18 protein-coding genes and 1 riboswitch are annotated in these 20,124 nt (G+C 70.4%); of the genes, 10 read left to right on the forward strand and 8 right to left on the reverse strand.

The features are described from left to right. Positions 1 to 50: 50 nt before the first annotated feature. On the reverse strand, positions 51 to 1,070 hold the full coding sequence (locus ABZ833_RS31705; RefSeq protein ID WP_361053663.1) for an LPXTG cell wall anchor domain-containing protein: 1,020 nt from the start codon (positions 1,068 to 1,070) through the stop codon (positions 51 to 53). A gap of 249 nt (positions 1,071 to 1,319) precedes the next feature. Between ABZ833_RS31705 and ABZ833_RS31710 the strand changes: the two genes are divergently transcribed. Both ABZ833_RS31710 and ABZ833_RS31715 read left to right on the forward strand, forming a co-directional pair. Further along, the gene (locus ABZ833_RS31710) at positions 1,320 to 1,757 is read left to right on the forward strand and encodes a hypothetical protein (protein WP_361053666.1); all 438 of its coding nucleotides are present in this window, start codon (positions 1,320 to 1,322) and stop codon (positions 1,755 to 1,757) included. A gap of 202 nt (positions 1,758 to 1,959) precedes the next feature. Beyond that, positions 1,960 to 2,712 carry a hypothetical protein gene (locus ABZ833_RS31715; RefSeq protein WP_361053669.1) on the forward strand — a complete coding sequence of 251 codons (753 nt, stop codon included), beginning with the start codon at positions 1,960 to 1,962 and terminating at the stop codon, positions 2,710 to 2,712. A gap of 716 nt (positions 2,713 to 3,428) precedes the next feature. On the opposite strand, the gene ABZ833_RS31720 is transcribed toward ABZ833_RS31715, so the two are convergent. Continuing rightward, positions 3,429 to 3,716 carry a chorismate mutase gene (locus ABZ833_RS31720; RefSeq protein ID WP_249588282.1) on the reverse strand — a complete coding sequence of 96 codons (288 nt, stop codon included), beginning with the start codon at positions 3,714 to 3,716 and terminating at the stop codon, positions 3,429 to 3,431. Between the two features lie 521 nt (positions 3,717 to 4,237). On the opposite strand from ABZ833_RS31720, the gene guaA reads away from it, so the two are divergent. Beyond that, positions 4,238 to 5,824, forward strand: coding sequence for a glutamine-hydrolyzing GMP synthase (guaA, locus tag ABZ833_RS31725; RefSeq protein ID WP_361053672.1), 1,587 nt, complete (start codon positions 4,238 to 4,240; stop codon positions 5,822 to 5,824). 77 nt (positions 5,825 to 5,901) lie between these two features. Here the strand turns inward: guaA and ABZ833_RS31730 are convergent, their stop codons facing one another. Continuing rightward, positions 5,902 to 6,381, reverse strand: coding sequence for a pyridoxamine 5'-phosphate oxidase family protein (locus ABZ833_RS31730; RefSeq protein ID WP_361053675.1), 480 nt, complete (start codon positions 6,379 to 6,381; stop codon positions 5,902 to 5,904). A 163-nt stretch (positions 6,382 to 6,544) separates the two neighbouring features. Between ABZ833_RS31730 and ABZ833_RS31735 the strand changes: the two genes are divergently transcribed. The 3 genes from ABZ833_RS31735 (at position 6,545) to ABZ833_RS31745 (ending at position 9,410) form a co-directional block, all read left to right on the forward strand. Next, positions 6,545 to 7,330, forward strand: coding sequence for a class II aldolase/adducin family protein (locus ABZ833_RS31735; protein ID WP_361053677.1), 786 nt, complete (start codon positions 6,545 to 6,547; stop codon positions 7,328 to 7,330). A gap of 157 nt (positions 7,331 to 7,487) precedes the next feature. Beyond that, entirely contained in the window at positions 7,488 to 8,753 is a 1,266-nt protein-coding gene (locus ABZ833_RS31740; RefSeq protein ID WP_361053680.1) for a hypothetical protein, read from the forward strand. A gap of 132 nt (positions 8,754 to 8,885) precedes the next feature. Beyond that, on the forward strand, positions 8,886 to 9,410 hold the full coding sequence (locus ABZ833_RS31745) for a DoxX family protein (protein ID WP_361053683.1): 525 nt from the start codon (positions 8,886 to 8,888) through the stop codon (positions 9,408 to 9,410). Positions 9,411 to 9,481: 71 nt separating this feature from the next. On the opposite strand, the gene ABZ833_RS31750 is transcribed toward ABZ833_RS31745, so the two are convergent. Further along, a complete protein-coding gene (locus ABZ833_RS31750; RefSeq protein ID WP_361053686.1) occupies positions 9,482 to 9,769 on the reverse strand; it encodes a hypothetical protein in 288 nt (95 codons plus the stop codon). Further along, complete coding sequence (locus tag ABZ833_RS31755) at positions 9,756 to 11,093, reverse strand: PspC domain-containing protein (RefSeq protein WP_361053689.1); 1,338 nt, start codon at positions 11,091 to 11,093, stop codon at positions 9,756 to 9,758. The genes ABZ833_RS31750 and ABZ833_RS31755 overlap by 14 nt, the downstream gene beginning before the upstream one ends. A gap of 184 nt (positions 11,094 to 11,277) precedes the next feature. Between ABZ833_RS31755 and ABZ833_RS31760 the strand changes: the two genes are divergently transcribed. Next, positions 11,278 to 12,567, forward strand: a complete 1,290-nt coding sequence (locus ABZ833_RS31760) for a PspC domain-containing protein (RefSeq protein WP_361053692.1) — start codon at positions 11,278 to 11,280, stop codon at positions 12,565 to 12,567. After that, positions 12,564 to 13,400, forward strand: a complete 837-nt coding sequence (locus ABZ833_RS31765) for a response regulator transcription factor (protein WP_361053695.1) — start codon at positions 12,564 to 12,566, stop codon at positions 13,398 to 13,400. Before ABZ833_RS31760 ends, ABZ833_RS31765 begins: the two co-directional genes overlap by 4 nt. 15 nt (positions 13,401 to 13,415) lie before the next feature. Here ABZ833_RS31765 and ABZ833_RS31770 read toward each other — a convergent pair whose 3' ends face one another. After that, entirely contained in the window at positions 13,416 to 14,066 is a 651-nt protein-coding gene (locus tag ABZ833_RS31770; protein WP_361053698.1) for a hypothetical protein, read from the reverse strand. A gap of 91 nt (positions 14,067 to 14,157) precedes the next feature. Beyond that, positions 14,158 to 15,201, reverse strand: coding sequence for an NlpC/P60 family protein (locus ABZ833_RS31775; RefSeq protein WP_361053701.1), 1,044 nt, complete (start codon positions 15,199 to 15,201; stop codon positions 14,158 to 14,160). A 320-nt stretch (positions 15,202 to 15,521) separates the two neighbouring features. On the opposite strand from ABZ833_RS31775, the gene ABZ833_RS31780 reads away from it, so the two are divergent. After that, positions 15,522 to 15,875: a hypothetical protein gene (locus ABZ833_RS31780; RefSeq protein ID WP_190084477.1), complete on the forward strand. Its 354-nt coding sequence runs from the start codon at positions 15,522 to 15,524 to the stop codon at positions 15,873 to 15,875. Between the two features lie 79 nt (positions 15,876 to 15,954). On the opposite strand, the gene ABZ833_RS31785 is transcribed toward ABZ833_RS31780, so the two are convergent. Beyond that, positions 15,955 to 17,172, reverse strand: coding sequence for an NlpC/P60 family protein (locus ABZ833_RS31785; RefSeq protein ID WP_361053705.1), 1,218 nt, complete (start codon positions 17,170 to 17,172; stop codon positions 15,955 to 15,957). 7 nt (positions 17,173 to 17,179) lie between these two features. Further along, positions 17,180 to 17,337: riboswitch (cyclic di-AMP (ydaO/yuaA leader) on the reverse strand. A gap of 242 nt (positions 17,338 to 17,579) precedes the next feature. Between ABZ833_RS31785 and pcrA the strand changes: the two genes are divergently transcribed. Further along, on the forward strand, positions 17,580 to 20,111 hold the full coding sequence (gene pcrA, locus ABZ833_RS31790) for a DNA helicase PcrA (RefSeq protein ID WP_361053708.1): 2,532 nt from the start codon (positions 17,580 to 17,582) through the stop codon (positions 20,109 to 20,111). The last annotated feature ends 13 nt before the right edge of the window (positions 20,112 to 20,124 follow it).

Genomic DNA, 20,124 nt, shown 5'->3' on the forward strand with positions numbered 1-20,124 from the left:
GCTGAGCGGCGTGCCGTCGGCAGGCTTGCTGCCGTTGCCGGCGTACGTGCTTACGCGGTGGCGTCGGCCTTCTTGCGGCGGACGACGAAGACCGCGCCCGCACCGGCGATGACGGCGACGCCGCCGACGAGGCCGATGGTCGGCAGCATGGAGCTGGAGCCGGTCTCGGCGAGGTTGCCGGTGGTCGGGATCTCCTTGGCGCCGCCCTGGGGGGCCGTGCCGCCGGCGGGCTTCTTGCCGCCCTTGTTCTCCTCGGCCTTGCCCGGGTTCTCGTTGTCGCTGCCGGCCTTCAGGACCGTGAACTCGTAGAACGCGAACGCGTTGTGCACGCAGTTCTGCTCGGAGTCGAGGTAGCCGCCGAGGCCGAGTGCGTAGCCGTCACCGGCCGGGGCCTTGGCGCTGACGTTGACGCGCAGCTTGATGTCGACCTTCTCCTTGGCACCCAGCTCGGTGGTGCCGAAGTAGAGGCCGCCCGAGACCTCGTCCGCGATGGACTCCCAGGCCTTGGTGTCGGGGTTGAAGTACTGGATCTGCGCGTAGTTGGCGAGCCAGTCCTTCTCGTCCTCGCTCTCCGTGAAGTTGTCCACGGCGGCGAGCCACTGGACCTCGCCGAGGTCCTCGTCGCTCGGGTTGGAGGCGGTCAGCTTGAACTGGTGCCAGCCGCTGCCCGCGACGATCTTGCCGGGCAGACCCGAGAGGCCGAGCTCCAGCTTCGAGTCGTCGTCCACACCGTCGTCGTCGACCGCGCAGTCCGTGGGCTCCGCGGTCGGCTCGTCGGTCGGCTCTTCCGTCTCGGTGGGCTCCTCGGTCGGCTTGCCCGTCTCGGTCGGCTTGGCCGTCTCCGTGGGCGTCGCCGTCTCGGTCGGCTTGGCCGTCTCCGTGGGCTTGGCCGTCTCGGTCGCCGTCTCGGTGGGCTTGGCCGTCTCGGTCGGCGTGGGCGTGTCGGTGGCCGACGCGGTCGGAGACGGAGTGGTGTCCGGCGTCGCGAAGGCGGCAGGGGCCGACAGCAGCGCGATCGGGGCTATGGCAGCGGTCGCGGCCGCGGCGGCCATGACACGGCGAAGCTTCATGAAGACCTCAGGTAGTCCGGCGTAGCACCTGGTGAGCGCTACGGAGGTGGAGGCCTCCGCGGTGGGGACGCGGGTGTGGCCGTTGTTACGCATGCATGACCTGCGTCTGCTGTGAATGGTTGTCCTGGAACTCACAGAATTCTTATGTGGCTTGGATCACAGAGCTTGTGCGTCCATCGCCGGGTGCCGTAGAAATTCCCCCGCTCTACGGTGATCCGCCGGGAGCGAGGGGCAGCGGGAGGGGGCGGCGTGGCGGAGCCGGATGAGATACCGGGCGGCATGCGGGACGGGGAGCCGGGCGGGATGCCGGACGCGATACCGGACGACGTGTGGGAGCGGTTCGAGCGCGACAGTCTGCGCGACATCCGTTCCTCGGCGCCGAAGGAGCCGTCCGCGCGGGCGCGCATGGTGGCCGAGAGGCTGCGGCGTCTTGACGAGGAGGCGGCGCGCCAACAGGCCGCGGAGTCACGGGCGTTGGGTCGCAGGCGCAGGAAGCGCAAGGCGGCGAAGGGGGAGGGTGCCGCCGGGGCGTGGCGGCCGGACGAGTGGCGTTCCGCGCCGACCGGGCCGCGGCGCGGCGGGCGTTCGGAGCGCAGCCGCCGGGTGTGGAGCGTGGTGATCGTGGTGGGCGGCATGGCGCTGGCGATCGTGTTCCTGAGTCCGTTCCGGTTCTGGATCTGGCACTAGCGGGACCTGGCACTAGCGGGACCGGCGTGGGGAACTGGTGTCGGAATTCGGTGGCGGGAACCGCCCGTAACGATCTTCCGTCGTAGAAGGGGTGCGGGTGACTCCGCATGAGCGGGTGGCCCTGCATGAGCGGGTGACCCCGCACTGTGCGAGACGAAATTGGGGGAGCGGGAACGTGAAGTCGGCTGTGTCGCGTGGCGTGGTGGCTGTTTCGACCGTGGCGGTGCTGGGCCTTACGGCGGCGTGCAGCGGTAGTGGCGGTGGCGGCGACGGCAAGGACGAGAAGCCCGGACGGGCGGACACGACCTCTGCCACGGCGAAGCTGGAGAAGGCGGCCCTCGCCTCGGGCGACGTGAAGAAGTACAAGGTCGCGAAGGAGTCCGGCGAGGCCAAGGGCAAGGGCGTGCCGCCGGCGGGACGCGTGAACCCGGCCGAGTGCCGCCCGCTGTCCGAGATGCTCACGGCCGCCGCCCCGCCGAAGTCGAAGGCTCACGTCAGCCGCACGCTGAGCAGCACCGATGTCGCGGAGACCACCACGACGGAAGTCGTGCTGCTGGCGTACGGCCAGGCCGATGCCGAGAACGCCATGGACACGCTGCGCACGGCGACGAAGTCGAAGAAGTGCGCCACATTCGGCGACGGCGGCCACCGCTACATCGGCGTCCGTCCGCAGCCCGCGCCGGTCGGCGGCGACGAAGCGGTCTCGTACAAGCTCGCGAGCCGTGCCGGTGAGTTCCTCGACCGGGACCGCGTCACGGTCGTACGCAGCGGCTCGACGCTGATGGCTTTCCGTGCCTCGAACGTCTTCGACCCGGAGTCGGCCAAGTCCGACGAGGAGGGCGAGGCCGCCGGGCTGCCCGAGAAGTTCCGTGACGGGGTGACGGCCGACCCGAAGGTGGCCGACGCGATCGTCGACGCGCAGCTCGCGAAGCTGGCCGAGGCGGGTAAGCGGTAGCGGGGTGACGGAGCGAAGGGCCCCGCGGGACGGATCCGCGGGGCCCTTGGCTGTCAGCACCGACGTCAGGGCAGCGTCGGTGCCGCGGAGCGGCGCAGGGGGGAGTGCGCCGCGGGTCTGGAGGTCGCCGGTGGCAGACCCGGCGCACGAGGGGTGCACGAGGGGCGCGCGAGTGGTCTCGACCAATGGCAATGGAGTTGTGGACTGCCGCACGTGCGGCCAGTCCTGCTACGCATCGTGCTCGATGCGCCGTGACCCGCGCAACCGGTTCGACATGATCCGGACGAACGGGGACAGCCGGGCCTTTTCGAGGAAACGGGGGGACGGTTCGGGGGGACGGTCGGGAACGGTTCGGGGGACAGTTCGAGGGACGGGGAAGGCCGGTCGGCTCCGGGCGTCCCCGGAGCCGACCGTTCCCTGGGTGACCGGGCTGCTGTCCCCTGCCGTCCGGTCACGTCTCTGGAGCGAGGTCCCACGGCACACACGGAGTGTGCGCCTCATCGCTCCAGCGGAGCCACGCGTGGTTTTTCCGTGCCCGCCCCTGGCTGGCACGGACATCGGGACCAACGAAGCCGCTCCGCGCCCGGTCACGCGCCGTACGGGTGAGAGCGGACCCGAACTCAGGTCCGGGGGCGGCACCGAGGGCGGTACCGAGGGCGGTACCGAGGGCGGTACCGAGGGCGGTACCGGGGGTCAGCCCGGCCCCTGCACAGCTTTCAGACCCGGCCCCTGCACAGCTCCAGGAGCGTCATCGCGAGCGACGTACCGGGCTTGCCGAGCGCGTCCCTGTAGTGGCCGAGTACCTCCATCTCGCGCGAGAGATTGACGCGACGGCCGCCCGAACCGATCCGGGCCTCCTGGATGACGGCCGACACGGCCATCCGTTCCTGTACGAGACCGATGATGCGGTCGTCGAGTGCGTCGATGCGGTCACGCGCGCCCTCGATCACGTCGGCGGCCTCGGGGGTGCGGGCGCCGGTCTTGTCGGTCGTGGTGATGGTCATCTGGGGCTCCTCATCGGATGTGGATCCCGGGATCCCGGTGGGTCCCGGTGGATCCCGCTGGATCTCGGACGGAGTGCCCCGGAGCGACAAGGCCCGGAAATGACAGAACGCCCCGGGCCTTGTCGGCCCGGGGCGCCTGGGAAGTCGCTTGTCAGTGGATCAAGCAGCTCGACCATGGCAGCCGGCGGGCCGGTTGCCATAGGTAAAGAGGAAGCTGAGGTGCTTGGTCACGAGGACAGTATGCCCCCAGGCGCGCGTGCCCGGTCAACACGGGTTCCGCCGCGGCTCGGATGCTGAGACGTGACGCACTGCCACCTGCGCGGGCACCGGCTCGCCACGTGCGCGGGCACCGCAGTGCCACGCGTGCGGGCACCGCATAGCCACGTGCGCGGGCACCGGCTCCGTCGGATGCGACGAAGGCGGTGCCCGCGGGCCCGTTAGAATCGACAAAACAGATCCCTGCTCACGCACGAGCCCCAGCTCACGCGCAAGCTCACGCTCAATGCCGGAAGGCCGCCGCCGTGCCATCAGCGTCCCCCGCTGCCGCCGCCCCCGACACCGTTCTGGTCGTCGACTTCGGAGCGCAGTACGCCCAGCTCATCGCCCGCCGCGTCCGCGAGGCCCGGGTCTACAGCGAGATCGTGCCGAGCACCATGCCGGTCTCCGAGATGCTCGCGAAGAACCCCGCCGCGATCATCCTCTCCGGCGGCCCCTCGTCGGTGTACGCGGACGAGGCGCCCAGCGTCGACCGCGCCCTGTTCGAGGCCGGTGTCCCCGTCTTCGGCATGTGCTACGGCTTCCAGCTGATGGCGACCACCCTCGGCGGCACCGTCGACAACACGGGCGCGCGGGAGTACGGACGTACGGCCCTGGCCGTCTCCAAGCCCGGCTCGACGCTCTTCGAGGGCACCCCCTCCGAGCAGTCCGTGTGGATGTCGCACGGTGACGCGTGCAGCGCGGCGCCCGAGGGCTTCGCCGTCACCGCGTCCACGGACGTCGTGCCGGTCGCGGCCTTCGAGGACGACGAGAAGAAGCTGTATGGCGTGCAGTACCACCCCGAGGTCATGCACTCCACGCACGGCCAGCAGGTGCTCGAGCACTTCCTCTACCGGGGCGCGGGCCTGAAGCCCGACTGGACCACCGGCAACATCGTCGAGGAGCAGCTCACCGCGATCCGCGAGCAGGTCGGCACCAAGCGCGCGATCTGCGGCCTGTCCGGCGGCGTCGACTCCGCCGTGGCCGCCGCCCTCGTGCAGAAGGCCATCGGTTCGCAGCTGACCTGCGTGTATGTCGACCACGGTCTGATGCGCAAGGGCGAGACCGAGCAGGTCGAGAAGGACTTCGTCGCGGCCACGGGCGTGCAGCTCAAGGTCGTCGACGCGCAGGAGCGCTTCCTGACCGCGCTTGCCGGTGTCTCCGACCCCGAGCAGAAGCGGAAGATCATCGGACGCGAGTTCATCCGCGTCTTCGAGCAGGCCCAGGCGGAGATCATCGCCGAGGCGCCCGGTGACCAGCCCGTCGAGTTCCTCGTCCAGGGCACGCTCTACCCGGACGTCGTCGAGTCCGGCGGCGGCTCCGGCACCGCCAACATCAAGTCCCACCACAACGTGGGCGGCCTCCCCGAGGACCTCGAGTTCCAGCTGATCGAGCCGCTGCGCCAGCTCTTCAAGGACGAGGTGCGGATGGTCGGGCAGGAGCTCGGCCTGCCGGAGGAGATCGTCCAGCGCCAGCCCTTCCCGGGCCCCGGTCTTGGCATCCGCATCGTCGGCGATGTCACCAAGGAGCGTCTGGACCTGCTCCGCGAGGCCGACGCGATCGCCCGTGAGGAGCTGACCGCGGCCGGTCTCGACCGCGAGATCTGGCAGTGCCCCGTGGTGCTGCTCGCGGACGTGCGCAGCGTGGGTGTGCAGGGCGACGGCCGGACGTACGGCCACCCGATCGTGCTGCGGCCCGTCTCGTCCGAGGACGCCATGACCGCCGACTGGTCGCGCCTTCCGTACGAGGTCCTCGCGAAGATCTCGACGCGCATCACGAACGAGGTCGCCGACGTCAACCGCGTCGTCCTCGACGTGACGAGCAAGCCGCCGGGCACCATCGAGTGGGAGTAGTCCTCCCGGCGGGACCCCCCGTCCCGCAGCGCTGATACGGCGCCGTCCACCGAGGTGGGCGGCGCCGTTCGCGTACGTCAGGTCCGCCTGGTCGTCCGCGCCGGCGCACCCGGCTTCCACAGCTGCACCGCCAGATACTTCTCGTCCTCGATGTACGTCCGCACCACCTCCGTCAGCTCCGTGCGGAAGAGGTGGAACGCGTCCGGGTCCGGCGGGTCCACCTCGCCCGTGTACCGCGCGATGAGCTCGGGATCCTCGGCCCTGATCGCCCGCCCGGAGATCCGGATGTCGCCGCCGGCCATCTCCGTGCCCGGTCCCGGGTTCGCCTGGAGCGAGAAGCGCGGATCGCGGAGCAGGTCGAGCGCCTTCATCGAGTTCGGCATCATGCCGAGCCACAACTCCCCGTACAGGAAGCGGACTTCGAGTCCGGTCGTGCGTGGTGATCCGTCCTTGCGGAGTGTGGCGAGGGTGTGGTGCGTGAACAGGCCGAACCGCTCCTCGGCCGTCCGCGCGTAGGTGGGTTCTGCTGCGCTGAAGGCTGCCCAGTTCGTCGTCATACGGCGAGTGTCCCGCCGATACCCGACACCTCCTGTCCGGCATGACGCACCGATTTCTGTCCGGCATCGCGCCCCGATTGCGCACTCTCTTCACAGGGCACCCCTGTCTTCCTGCGCTGACCGGCGGTAACTTCCGCTCCGTACAGCCAGGGATGGAGGACACATGCAGGCGCCCACACCGATACCCGTCGAGCGGTTGCAGTTCGCGATGCCGCCGGTGCACGACTCGTTGGCGGAGGAACGGCGTTACCGCAAGGAACGGCTCGCCGGGGCGCTGCGGATCTTCGGACGGCTCGGATACGAGGACGGGGTGTCCGGGCACATCACGGCGCGGGACCCGGAACACGAGGACTGTTTCTGGGTGAACCCCTTCGGGATGCCCTTCAAGCACGTCACCGTGGGCGATCTGGTCCTCGCCAACGCGGAGGGGCAGGTCGTCGAGGGACGCCACCACGTCAATCAGGCCGCCTTCACCGTTCACGCCCAGGCGCACCTGGCGCGGCCCGACGTCGTCGCCGTCGCGCACTGCCACTCGCTGCACGGCCGCGCCCTGTCCACACTCGGCGAACTCCTGGACCCGATCACGCAGGAGTCCTGCGCCTTCTACGAGAGCCACGCGCTGTACGACGGCTACACGGGCGTCGTCGTGGACTCGGACGAGGGCCGGCGGATCGCCGCCGCGCTCGGCGACCACAAGGCCGTCATCCTGCGCAACCACGGGCTGCTCACCGTCGGCGACTCCGTCGACGCCGCCGCCTGGTGGTTCCTCACGATGGAGCGCTCCTGCCAGGTCCAGCTGAGCGCGCGGGCCGCAGGGCGGCCGATCCTCATCGGCCACAAGCAGGCGGTGGCGACGCGCGAGCAGCTCGGCAGCGACCTCGTCGCGTGGATCAACTACCAGTCCCTGTGGCAGGACATCAGCCGCAGCGAACCGGACCTGCTCGCCTGAGCCGTTGACCTCGGACGTCAACACGGGCGCGGCGCATTCACCCTCGCTGACCTGACCCGGGGAACCCGATCGCCTTCCAGTACGGCACAATCCCCTTTCATCGCAAGGAAGTTCACGTTTCGGTGCTCGAACGAGGGCGGGGAAGGCGGCGTACGCGGTGGCGGTGCAGGAGGCGCGGCAGGGCGCACACGGGGGCGGCTGCACATGCGGCGACTGCCCGCACGGTGCGCGCGAGGGGCATCGGCGTGCCGTGGCCGCATTCCTCGCCAAGCGCGACGAGCTGGCGGTGGGCCAGGGGCTGCCCGCGGCGGTCGCCCACTCGGCGGGCGCTTCCCGGCAGTGGGTGTCGGACGAGCTGACCCAGTCCGCGCGCGACATCGCCGAACGCGGCCGGGCCGAGGGCCAGGCCTGGCTCGGCCTGCAGTGGCGGCGCACCGCCGCTGTCGTCTGGGTGGCCGTGGGCGTCCTGCTCCTGGTCCAGGCGCTCACCGCGATCGGCGCCGGGTGGACCCTCGCCCGCACCGCCGGAGTACTCGCGGCCGTGGTCGTCGGCGGCCTGCTGACCGGTGCCGGATATGTGCACCGGGCGCGCGGCGGAATCCTCGCGCCGCTGATCGGCGAGGACAACCGCCTCTCCACCTCCCGCGCGGTCGCCGCCTGTTGGGTCCTGCTCGTCGTCTTCGCCGTGCTCGTCCTGGTGGGCGAGCTCGCCGGGGCGTCCGGGCACCGCGAACGGGACGAGCTGATCGCCGGGCTCGACCTGGCCCGCGCCGCGGGCGCCGTGACCGTCCTCGCCGTGGTCTGCGGGATCGCCGTGCTCGTACGCCGCGTGGTGGGCCTGCGCGTCCTTGGCCAGCGGCTGCAGAAGGTGCCCGCCGACCGCCCCCGGGCCGCCGACCTGCTCACCGACGACGCGGGCCGCGGCAGCTTCGCGGACGCGCAGTACATCCTGGTCAGTGCCGTCGCCATGATCTTCGCCGCCGTACGCCTCGCGCGCCGTCCCGAGCAGCTGCCCGACCTGCCGTGGGGGCTCGCCCTCCTCGTCCTGGTGTCGGCGGCGACGTACCTCGCGGGCAAGTACGCCGAGGGCGGCCGGCCCGTGATCCTCTCCGTGGTGCGTGCCCGAGAGGCGGGCGATCTCGACGCCCCCATCCGCACGGGCGACGACATCGAGATCCGCGGCGCCGGATTCGTGCCTCCGGGCGCGCAGACCGCCGATCGCCTCGCCCGTATGGTCGTTCGCATCGGAACCGTGCACGTCCATGTGCCGCTCGTCCCCGTGCCGGGCGGTTTCACCAACCCGACCGACGCGGCCCTGACCGTTCCCGTCCCGGTGGACGTGGAGCCGGGGCGGGTCGACGTCCAGGTGATCACGGCCGCGGGCGTGGAGACGAACCGCTGCACGATCGACGTCACGGACTGAGCACCCCGGCTCCGCGCCGGGCCGGTCCTCGCGAATTCGATGCAAGCCACTGAGCAGGCCCCCCTGTTCGTACGTATCGTCAGATGACGGGTCCATGGGCGAAGCGGGTCAACGGGAGAGGCGGCGAGAGCGATGGCTCACGGCATGCGTACCGACAGCCACACCAGCTACGTCAGAAGCAGCGGCTGGCGGGAGAGCGCTTCCCGATACGCCCTGCTCCCGCTCCGGGTCTTCCTCGGGGTCACCTTCATCTACGCGGGCCTGGACAAGCTCACCGACAGCGCCTTCATGTCGGCCAGTGGCGCCGGGTCCATCGGCGAGATGATGGAAGGCGTCCGCGACATCTCCGCCGTCCCGGCCCTCGTCGACCTCTCCCTCAAGAGCCCGGTCGGCTTCGGCTACGCCATCGCCCTCGGTGAACTGGCCGTCGGCATCGGCACCCTCGTCGGCCTCTTCGCCCGGATCGCCGCGCTCGGCGGTGCGCTGATCTCGCTCAGCCTCTGGCTGACCGTGAGCTGGTCCACCGAGCCCTACTACTACGGCAACGACCTGGCCTACCTGATGGCCTGGCTCCCGCTGATCCTCGCGGGCGCGTCCATCTTCTCGCTGGACGCGATGCTCGCGGCCCGACGCAAGTACGGGTCGGGGCTCGGCTGAGCCGCGGGCCAGGCCGGGCTGGGGCAGGCAGGGCGGGCAGGGCAGGGCTGGGGCGGCTCGGGCTGGGGCGGCTAGGCGTCCCGGGAGTCGTCGACCGGGCGGTCGGCTATTCGGTCCGCCGTGCTGTCCGGCGTCCGGCCCGAGGTGCGATCCGCTGTGCGGGCCCTGGGCCGGCCGCGTATCCCGTAGGACACGGCTGCCGCAGCGCCGCCGAGCAGCAGACCCGCCAGCATGAGCGGGAACACCACGAACCACGGTGTGTCCCAGACGCCGCCCGCGTCACCCGCGTAGGCGATGGCCGCCATCAGCAGGAACAGACCGAGGACCAGCTTGCCGGGATGGAACTCATGACGTAGCACGGCTCACCTCCACCTGTCCGATGCCCACTTCGACGTGCAGCTCGAGCGTGCCGCCGTCCTTGCTTCCCGCGGGCGGGTTCAGCGTCACCGTCTTCTCCTTGCCCGGAGCGATGTCCACGTCGCCCTTGCGGTCCTCCGGCAACTGGATGTCGCCGATGCCCACTTCCACGTCCAGCTTCACCGTGCTGTTCTTCGGCACGATCACCTTCACCTGGCCCGCCCCCACCTCGGCGCTGGTGCTCAGCGTCTCGCCCTTGCCGGGACCGGCCCGGGTCAGGTCGAGTGTGCCGAGGCCCGTCCCCAGTTCATAGCGAGGCTTGACCTGTTCCGTCGCGGTCGGTTTCCACTCCGTCTCCGCCCAGGTGGTGCTGATGTCCTTGGGCAGTGCGGCCGAGCCCGCGAGCAGCCCGGCTGTGATCACCGCGAGCACGATCGAGCCCACGCCGGTGCGCCCGAGGAAGGCGCTGACAGCGATGCCGATGCCGAACACGGCGAGCGCGAGGGCGAGGCCGGTCTGCAGGCTGGTGCCGAGCGGCTGCTCCTCCCACGTGAGGCCGGTGCCCAGGCCGCCCGCCAGCAGCGCTCCCAGAAAGACGAAGCCGCCGATCCAGCGCGGACCGCGCTGCTTGGGCCTGGGCGCCACCGCGGGCTCCCGCTGCCGTATCCGCCCGTGCGGGGGGTCGGGCTGATACTGGACGGCCACTCCCTCGGGCCCCCAGAAATAGCCCGAGATCCCGTCGTGCGTGCCGTCCTTGACGATCGGGTCCCGCCACCACGAAGGCGCACCGGCCACCGGCGGCGCCTTCGCCTCGGGCGGGGCGTCCGCCACGGCCTGGGCCGCCACCGGATCGGGGTCGGTCGTGCCGCGCTGCTGCGACCAGTACCCCGCGCCCGCGAGGAGCAGGGCGAGGACGGCCGCGAAGGTGAGCGCCCCGCCGTTGTTCAGCAAGGAGAGGAAGACGCCGCAGCCGACGAGCGCGAAGAGCACGGCCGTCAGGGCCTGGCCGTCCACACGGCCGGAGAGGAGCCTGCGCGCCTCGTTCTCCTCCTCGTCCTCGAAGGGGACGAACAGCCACGCGAAGCCGTAAAAGACAAGGCCGAGCCCGCTCGTGACGGAGAGGAGCGCGAGCCCGATCCGGAAGATCACCGGATCCATGTCGCAGTGCTGACCGAGACCCGCGCACACGCCGCCCAGCTTCTTGTGCCGGCGGTCGCGGCGGAAGGCCCGCACGTCCATCGGCCCGCCCGGCTCCTGCGCCGTGGCGGTGAGAGGATCGCGCGGCGCGGCCTGCGGGCCCGTCCCGGCGGGCTGCTCGTCTGTCATGTGTCCATGGTGACGGGCCGGAGGCCACCGCGGCAGTCGGGACAACCCTGGCCGAACCCTGAGATCGCCCCTGACACGTCCCTGCCCCGGCCTCCGCACCCCCTGTGTCCGGGGCGGAGATCAGGGACGTCTCGGGGGTCGACCCTGATGCCCCCGCCCGCGTACGCGTGTGAATATCGGAGGCATGCCGGAAGCCGCAGCAGTATCCATCGAAGACGAGCGGCCGCTGCGAAAGCTCTATCGCAGCGGTGACGGCCGTTGGCTCGGCGGGGTCGCGCGCGGCCTCGCCGGTCATCTCGGCCTGCCCGTCGTCTGGGTGCGGCTGATCTTCGTCGGCCTGTCCATGGCGGACGGGATGGGCGCGCTGCTGTACGCGGCGTTCTGGTTCTTCGTGCCGCTGGGCGTCGGCGGGGTCGACGCCCAGCGACCGCCCTCCGCCGTGACCACCGAGACGGCGCCCGACGGACGCCGCAGACTCGTGGCCCGCAAGCCGGACAAGGGCCAGCTCGTCGCGCTGCTCGCGATGGTCGTCGTCGCCATGGTCTTCGTCGGCAATGTGGACCTGGGCAGCTCGACCAAGGCCTATCTCTTCCCGACGCTGCTCGTCGCCGCCGGCGTCGCGCTCGTCTGGCGGCAGGCCGACAACGCCCGCCGGGCCCGCTGGATGGCCGTCGGCCGACGCAGGCGCACCCTGACCATCGCCCGCGCGGGGGCCGGAGTGCTGCTCGTCGGCGCCGGTGTCAGCGGCATCGTCGTGCTGCAGGGCTCCACCTCGCACCTCAGCTCCGTGCTGCAGGCCGCGCTCGCGGTCCTCGTCGGTGTCGCGCTGCTCGCCGGCCCCTATCTCGTGCGCATGATGCAGGACCTCTCCGAGGAGCGGCTGATGCGGATCCGCGCGCAGGAGAGGGCGGAGGTCGCCGCCCATGTGCACGACTCGGTCCTGCACACCCTGACCCTGATCCAGCGCAACGCCGAGAACGCCTCGGAGGTGCGCCGCCTGGCCCGTGCCCAGGAGCGGGACCTGCGCCAATGGCTCTACAAACCGGAGGGCACGGGCAAGGACGAGGCGGATGAGCCCGACACCCTCGCCGAAGCGGTCCGGCGCAATGCCGCGGAGGTGGAGGACAAGCACGGAGTGCCCATCGAGGTCGTCATAGTCGGCGACTGCCCGCTCGACGACCGGCTGACCGCGCAGATGCAGGCCGCGCGGGAAGCAATGGTGAACGCCGCCAAGTACGGTGGCGAGGGCGGTGCGGTGCAGGTCTTCGCCGAAGTCGAGGGGGAGACGGTGTTCGTGTCCGTCCGCGACCGTGGCCCCGGCTTCGATCTGGATTCCGTGCCGGACGACCGCATGGGCGTACGAGAATCGATCATCGGCCGTATGCAGCGCAACGGCGGCACGGCGCGGCTGCGCGCGGTGCCGGGGGGCGGCACGGAAGTCGAGCTGGAGATGGAGAGGACGGCGACGACATGAGCGACGCGAGTGAGCCCGTGGGGCCCAGGGGCGGATCAGAGGGTGCGGCCGAGCCGTCCGCGGCCGAACCGAACACGGAGGCCACGGCCGGGGCTGCCGAACCGGCTCAGCCCGCCGATGCGGCCGGCGCGGCCGATCCAGCCGGTGCTGCCGTCGGCGGTGACCAGGAGAGCCGCCGTGCGCGCGTCGTCCTCGTCGACGACCACCGGATGTTCCGCACGGGTGTCCAGGCGGAGATCGGCAGGACCGCGATCACCGGTGTCGAGGTTGTCGGCGAGGCCGCGGACGTCGACCAGGCGGTCACGGTCATCACGACGACGCGCCCCGAGGTCGTGCTCCTCGACGTGCACCTCCCGGGCGGCGGCGGGGTCGAAGTGCTGCGCCGCTGCGCGCCGTTGATGTCCGATGCCGAGCGCCCCGTGCGGTTCCTCGCGCTGTCCGTCTCGGACGCCGCCGAGGACGTCATCGGAGTCATCCGTGGCGGTGCCCGCGGCTATGTCACCAAGACCATCACCGGTACCGACCTAGTCGACTCCATCTTCCGCGTGCAGGACGGCGACGCGGTCTTCTCGCCCCGCCTCGCCGGGTTCGTCCTCGACGCGTTCGCGTCGACCGACGCGCCCCCGGTGGACGAGGACCTGGACCGCCTCACGCAGCGCGAGCGCGAGGTGCTGCGGCTCATCGCGCGGGGGTACGCCTACAAGGAGATCGCCAAGCAGCTCTTCATCTCCGTGAAGACGGTCGAGTCGCATGTGTCGGCGGTGCTGAGGAAGCTCCAGCTTTCCAACCGGCACGAGCTGACGCGGTGGGCTACGGCGCGGCGGCTGGTCTGACGGTCGGGCCCTGGCTCAGCGGTGCGCGCTGCTCGCCGCCGGGGTGGCCCGTGCGGCGGGGCCCAACTTCCGTATCGCCCAGCGGTAGTGGCCCACCGCCTTGGTGATGCCGATCAGGCCAGTCAGCCACAGGATGAGGCCCGCGCCCATGCCGAGCACGACGTCGCTGTACGAGTCCCGTCCCGGCTCGGCGTAGGCGGCGGACGCGAAGGACGCCCACAGGCCGAGCGCGCACACGAGGAGGGACGAGAGGAGCCAGCAGAGGCTGAGGCCGGGGGATCGGAGGGCGGAGTCCGATGCCGGGTGGCTGTCCAGCGCCAGCCAGCTGTCGGTGAGTTCGCGGGCCTTGCGGTCGCTGCGGATGCCGGCCACGACTCCGTAGACGCAGGGGGCGATGGCTCCCAGGCCCAGGATCGCGCAGAGCGGGACCATGACGATGGCCATCACATCGTGGTCCTCGATCATCTCCAGCGGCACCGTCAGGAGCGCCCAGCCGATGACGCAGCCGAGCCCGAACAGCCAGAGCAGCAGGATCCGGTGCAGGCCCAGGATCCGCCTGCGCAGTTCCTCGAGCGCCATGCCGCGGTCGTGCAGGAGCGCGTTCCGGTCTGGCCAGGTGCGCAGATAGGCAGGTGGCGGGGGCGGCGGCAGCGTACGGCGGGGCATGCCCCTGACAGTACCTGCGGGGGCCGAGCGGCTCCTCAACCCCCTTCCCCGCCGCCCTCTGCGGGCCCTTCATGGCACCCGCAGGACGTCCTCACGCCACCCGCGTCGCCCCCGCGAAGGGCATCTGGCTGATCGGCGCGAGGCGCACCGGTGCGCTCGGGTTCGGGGCGTGGATCATCTGGCCGTTGCCCACGTAGAGGCCGACATGGCTGATGCCCTGGTAGAAGAAGACCAGGTCGCCGGGCTGGAGTTGGGAGCGCGGGATCCGCTCGCCCGCGGCGATCTGCGCGTACGTCGTGCGCGGCAGATCGACCCCCGCCGCCCGGTAGGCGGCCTGGGTGAGCCCGGAGCAGTCGAAGGCGTCGGGGCCGGTGGCGCCCCATACGTACGGGCTGCCGAGCGCCTTGTGGGCGTACGAGACGGCCGCTGAGGCACGGGAGTTGGGAGCCTTGGCCGTACCGCCCGTCATGCCGTCGCGGGCCGCCGTACGGGACGCCCTGTCATCGCCCGAGAGCTCCGCGCGCTGGTCGCCGGTGAGCTGCGACAGGAGCCGCTTGGCCGTGTCCAGCTTTCCGTTGACCGTCTTCTTGTGCTTCTTCAGCTCCGCCTGGCGGGACTTGAGGTGCGCGAGGGTGTCGTCGGCCTCGGTGTGCAGCTGGTCGATCTCCTGCAGCTGTTTCTGCACGCCGGTGACGGCCGCGGCCTGGCGGCTGTCCGCCCGGTCGGCGAGCGCGGCGCGCTCGAGGTACTGGTCGGGATCGGAGGAGAGCGCGAGCTGGACGGCCGGGTCGATGCCGCCGCTGCGGTACTGCGCGGCGGCGATCGAACCGAGGCCCTCGCGCGCCGAGTTGAGCTTCTCCGTCTTGCGGGCCGCCTCGTCGCGCAGCTCGCCCAGTGACTTCTCGGCGCTCTGGGCCTTCTCCTTGGCGCCGTTGTACTTCTCGGTGGCGATCTCCGCCTCGCGGTAGAGCGCGTCGACCTTGGACTTCACCTCGGCCGGGCTGAGTCGCGGGTCGGCGTGTCCCGTCCCGTCGAAGGCGGTGGCTGTCGCGGCCCCGGCGAGGGCGATGGTGGCGGCGGTGCGGGCCGTATGGCCACTGAGCGAGCGCTGTTTGGGCTTGCGGTGCGCTGCCACGAAGGGGGCTCCTTAAGGGTCCGGCGGCGGCCCGCACAGGGGGAGCGGACCGCCGCCGGATTCTCGGCGGTGGTGTCCGACTGCCGCCCCTGGTCCGGGCGGCGGTGGGGAGCCGGGCACCTGACGAAGGACGCTAAACCTGGGCGTCACGGGTTGGTGACGGAATGTGCGCAACTGACGGAAGTGTTCTGGAAGGTGACCGTAGGTGACTGCGCCATTCGCCGGGCCGCACGTCCTTCGCGTACGCGCGTGACCGATGCGGCGCTTGTGCCCCACCTGGCTACGGAGTGGTGATAAGGCCCCGGCTAGGCTCCGGAACCATGGACGTTCTCACCCATCTCTTCGTCGGCCTGCACATCATCGGCATCGCCTCCCTCCTGGGCGGCTTCCTCACCCAGATGAAGCAGATGGGCCAGGGCACGGCCCGCTTCAACCCGGCGATGCTGCACGGCGCGCTGACGATGCTCGTCACGGGCGTCATCCTGGTGGGCCTCAACCAGGCGGACGACAACCCGGTCAACAACCTCAAGATCGGCATCAAGATGGCCGTGCTGATCGTGATCCTCGCGCTGGTCTATGTGAAACGGGACGAGGAGAAGGTGGACAAGGGGATGTTCGGCGCCGTCGGGCTGCTGACCGTCGTGAACATCTTCATCGCGGTGCTGTGGACCTGAGCCGACCCGCGGAAGCAAAGAGATGGCCCTCCACGCGCGCGTGGAGGGCCATTTTCTTGTGCTGCGTCTCGTGTGACGGTTACGCGGGCCGCACCACGCTGTGGATCGGCATGTAGTAGATCGACTCGACGCGGACGTTCGCGCCCGGCTTCGGGGCGTGGATCATCTTGCCGTCGCCGATGTAGATGCCCACGTGGCTGATGTCGTCGTAGAAGAAGACCAGGTCACCCGGCTTGGCGTCGGCGGTCTTCACGGTCGTGCCGACCTTCACCTGGTCCCACGTCGTACGCGGCAGGGAGATCCCCGCGGCCTTCCACGCGTCCTGGGTGAGCCCGGAGCAGTCGTAGGAGTCGGGGCCGGTGGCGCCCCACACGTACGGCTTGCCGATCTGCGCCTCTGCGAAGTTGATGACCTTCGCGGCCTTCGTCGCGTAACCGCTGTCCGTGTCGCCGGAGCCGGAGCCGGAGCCGGATCCGGAACCCGTGCCGCCGGAGCCGGTGTCGGAACCGGAGCCGGAGTCAGGGGTCTCCTTGTTCTCCTCGCGCTCCTTCGCCGCGGCCTCTTCCGCCGCCTTGCGCTTGGCCTCCGCCTCGGCCTCCTGCTTGCGGGCCAGCTCGGCGGCCTTGCGCTTGGCCGCCTCTTCCTTCTTCTTCTCGATCGCCGCGAGCCGCGCCTTCTCCTCGGCGGTCAGCTCCGAGAGCATCGTGCGCGCCTGGCCCAGCTTCTTCTGGACGGTCTGCTTGCTCGTCCTGAGATCGTCCCGCGAGTCGCTCAGCGTCTCCAGGCTCTTGGCGGCCTTGGTGCGCTGCTTCGTCGCCGAGGCCTGCTCCGTCTGGTAGTCGTCGACGGCCTTCTTCTGGCGCGCGGTCAGCCGGTCCGACAGGTGATTCTGGTCGAAGTACCCCTGCGGGTCGTCGGCGAGCATCATCGTGGCGGTCTCGGAGACGGCGCCGGTGCGGTACTGGGCGGCGGCGAACGCGCCCAGCTCCTGGCGGGCCTCGTTCAGCTTGTCGGTGCGCTTGGCCACGTCGTCGAGAAGGGTGTCGACCTTCTTGCGCTGCTTGTCGGTGCGCTCCTTGGCCGAGTTGTACTTCTGCGTGGCCACGCCCGCCTGGTGGTAGAGGTCGTCGACCTTTTTCTGGACCTCTTCGAGGCTGGGCTTCTGCGGCGCGGACGGTGCGGCTTGCGCGCTCTGTGACAGGAGAGCCACGGAGGTGAGGGCCGCCGTCGTGATGCCGAGGGCGGGGGTGGCGCGTAGGCCGGCAATGCGGGTCCGCGGCTTGCGGTGCGACGCCAAGGGAGGCGACTCCTTCCGTAGACCGCCTACCGGGTTAGCTGTCGGGTTCGGGCGGATGGTTCCGGAAGGTTGCCCTACAGTCCCGTACTTCGTACGGGACCGATTCACCCCAAGTTCTTGGTGGGTCCCCGGTTCCGAGGAGATCGAACTCGGCGGAGGCCACCCGTTCCCGGCGGGGTTCGCCGGTGGGAGTACGAGCGGCCCGCGGAGCACGCTAGCCAACTCGTGTGGTCCGTGTGAAGGTTGATGTTCGATATGCCCGATACATTTTCGTTACTTTACGAAGCTCTTGACGCGGGCACGCCGTGCCATGGCGGAGCGTGACCGTTCGCGCTCGGGGCGTAGGCATGTGACGTGGCCGGAACCCGGGGCGGGTTGTCAGTGGGGCCGCCTAGACTCGGGAGGCGATGAGCAGCCTCTTTGATGACAGCTTCCTGGCGGACCTCAAGCCCTCGCGGGCTTCGGAGGAAGAGCACCCGCCGCCGCCCGAGGACAGTGCCCCGGAGTCCATTCCGGATGATCTGTTCGACGGGAAGTTCGACGCGCCCGCACCCCGGGACACGCACTATCGCGGCGGCGCCCCGCGCCCCGTGATCGACCCGGCGGCCCTGCTCGACGGGCTGAACGAGAACCAGCGCGCGGCCGTCGTGCACGCGGACGCCCCGCTGCTCATCGTCGCCGGCGCGGGCTCGGGCAAGACCCGGGTCCTGACGCACCGCATCGCGTATCTCCTGGCCGAGCGGCACGTGCACCCGGGGCAGATCCTGGCGATCACGTTCACGAACAAGGCCGCGGGCGAGATGAAGGAGCGCGTCGAGCAGCTCGTGGGGCCGCGGGCCAACGCGATGTGGGTGTCGACGTTCCACAGCGCTTGCGTGCGGATACTGCGCCGCGAGTCGAAGACGATCGGCTTCACCTCCTCCTTCTCGATCTACGACGCCGCCGACTCCAAGCGCCTGATGGCACTGGTCTGCCGCGATCTGGACATCGACCCGAAGAAGTTCCCGCCGAAGTCCTTCAGCGCCAAGATCTCGAACCTGAAGAACGAGCTGATCGACGAGGAGACCTTCGCAGGCCAGGCCGCCGACGGCTTCGAGAAGACGCTCGCCCAGGCGTACGCGATGTACCAGTCGCGCCTGCGCGAGGCGAACGCCCTCGACTTCGACGACCTGATCATGACGACGGTCAACATGTTCCGCGCGTTCCCGGACGTCGCCGAGCACTACCGCCGCCGCTTCCGGCACGTGATGGTCGACGAGTACCAGGACACGAACCACGCCCAGTACGCCCTGGTGCGCGAGCTGGTTGGCCCTTCCGGGGGCGAGGGTGACGACCCCGCCGAGCTGTGCGTCGTGGGTGACGCGGACCAGTCGATCTACGCCTTCCGTGGCGCCACGATCCGCAACATCCTCCAGTTCGAGGAGGACTACCCGAACGCGACGACGATCCTCCTGGAGCAGAACTACCGCTCCACGCAGACGATCCTGACCGCGGCCAACGCCGTCATCGAGCGCAACGAAAGCCGCCGCCCCAAGAACCTGTGGACCAACGCGGGCGCGGGCGCGGGCATCACCGGCTATGTGGCCGACACCGAACACGACGAGGCGCAGTTCGTCGCCGACGAGATCGACCGGCTCACCGACGCGGGCGACGCGAAGGCGGGCGACGTCGCGATCTTCTACCGGACGAACGCGCAGTCCCGTGTCTTCGAAGAGATCTTCATCCGCGTCGGCCTGCCGTACAAGGTCGTCGGCGGCGTCCGCTTCTACGAGCGCAAGGAGGTCCGGGACGTCCTCGCGTATCTGCGCGTGCTCGCCAACCCCGAGGACTCCGTCCCGCTGCGGCGCATTCTCAACGTACCCAAGAGGGGCATCGGCGACCGCGCGGAGGCGATGATCGACGCGCTCTCGCAGCGCGAGAAGATCTCCTTCCCGCAGGCCCTGAAGCGCGTCGACGAGGCGTACGGAATGGCCGCGCGCTCGGCGAACGCCGTCAAGCGGTTCAACGTGCTGATGGAGGAGCTGCGGACCGTCGTCGAGTCCGGCGCGGGCCCCGCCGTCGTCCTGGAGGCCGTGCTCGAACGGACCGGGTATCTCGCCGAGTTGCAGGCCTCGACCGACCCGCAGGACGAGACCCGCATCGAGAACCTCCAGGAACTCGCCGCCGTGGCCCTGGAGTTCGAGCACGACAACGGCGAGGCCGCGCAATCCGGTGAAGGCGGCGAAGGACAAGGCGAAGGAGAGGCGGAAGGCGGAGAGGAAGCGGGCGCGGGCACAGGCGTGTCGGGCACGCTCTCCGAGTTCCTGGAGCGGGTCGCGCTCGTCGCCGACTCGGACCAGATCCCCGACGAGGAGGACGACGGCTCCGGAGTCATCACGCTGATGACCCTGCACACCGCCAAGGGCCTCGAGTTCCCGGTCGTCTTCCTGACCGGCATGGAGGACGGCGTCTTCCCGCACATGCGCTCCCTCGGCCAGGTCAAGGAGCTGGAGGAGGAGCGCCGCCTCGCGTACGTGGGCATCACGCGCGCGCGTGAGCGGCTCTATCTGACGCGGTCCTCGATGCGCAGCGCCTGGGGACAGCCTTCGTACAACCCGCCGTCGCGCTTCCTGGAGGAGATCCCGGAGACCCATCTGGACTGGAAGCGGAAGGGTTCGGTCGGCGCGCTGGCATCCTCCGGGCCCGCGGCCGGAATCGCCTCCTCCTTGTCGTCGTCGCGCTCGCGCACCGGGGGCGCGCAGGGCTTCGCCACGCGCCGCGCCACGGAGAAGCCGGTGGTCGCGCTGGCGATCGGGGACAGGGTCACGCACGACCAGTTCGGCCTCGGGACCGTGGTCGGAGTGAAGGGCACGGGCGCGAACGCGGAGGCGACGGTGGACTTCGGAGAGCCGAAGCCGAAGCGGCTGCTGCTGCGGTACGCGCCGGTGGAGAAGCTCTAACGCCGGGGGCGGC

The organism is Streptomyces sp. NPDC047525, assembly GCF_040643025.1.
Lineage (GTDB): Bacteria > Actinomycetota > Actinomycetes > Streptomycetales > Streptomycetaceae > Streptomyces > Streptomyces durmitorensis.

Coding starts and splice junctions, on each gene's coding strand:
- ABZ833_RS31705 (WP_361053663.1), bottom strand. CDS start 1,070: ATGAAGCTTCGCCGTGTCATGGCCGCCGCGGCCGCGACCGCTGCCATA.
- ABZ833_RS31720 (WP_249588282.1), bottom strand. CDS start 3,716: ATGACCATCACCACGACCGACAAGACCGGCGCCCGCACCCCCGAGGCC.
- ABZ833_RS31730 (WP_361053675.1), bottom strand. CDS start 6,381: ATGACGACGAACTGGGCAGCCTTCAGCGCAGCAGAACCCACCTACGCG.
- ABZ833_RS31735 (WP_361053677.1), top strand. CDS start 6,545: ATGCAGGCGCCCACACCGATACCCGTCGAGCGGTTGCAGTTCGCGATG.
- ABZ833_RS31745 (WP_361053683.1), top strand. CDS start 8,886: ATGGCTCACGGCATGCGTACCGACAGCCACACCAGCTACGTCAGAAGC.
- ABZ833_RS31755 (WP_361053689.1), bottom strand. CDS start 11,093: ATGACAGACGAGCAGCCCGCCGGGACGGGCCCGCAGGCCGCGCCGCGC.
- ABZ833_RS31760 (WP_361053692.1), top strand. CDS start 11,278: ATGCCGGAAGCCGCAGCAGTATCCATCGAAGACGAGCGGCCGCTGCGA.
- ABZ833_RS31765 (WP_361053695.1), top strand. CDS start 12,564: ATGAGCGACGCGAGTGAGCCCGTGGGGCCCAGGGGCGGATCAGAGGGT.
- ABZ833_RS31770 (WP_361053698.1), bottom strand. CDS start 14,066: ATGCCCCGCCGTACGCTGCCGCCGCCCCCGCCACCTGCCTATCTGCGC.
- ABZ833_RS31780 (WP_190084477.1), top strand. CDS start 15,522: ATGGACGTTCTCACCCATCTCTTCGTCGGCCTGCACATCATCGGCATC.
- pcrA (WP_361053708.1), top strand. CDS start 17,580: ATGAGCAGCCTCTTTGATGACAGCTTCCTGGCGGACCTCAAGCCCTCG.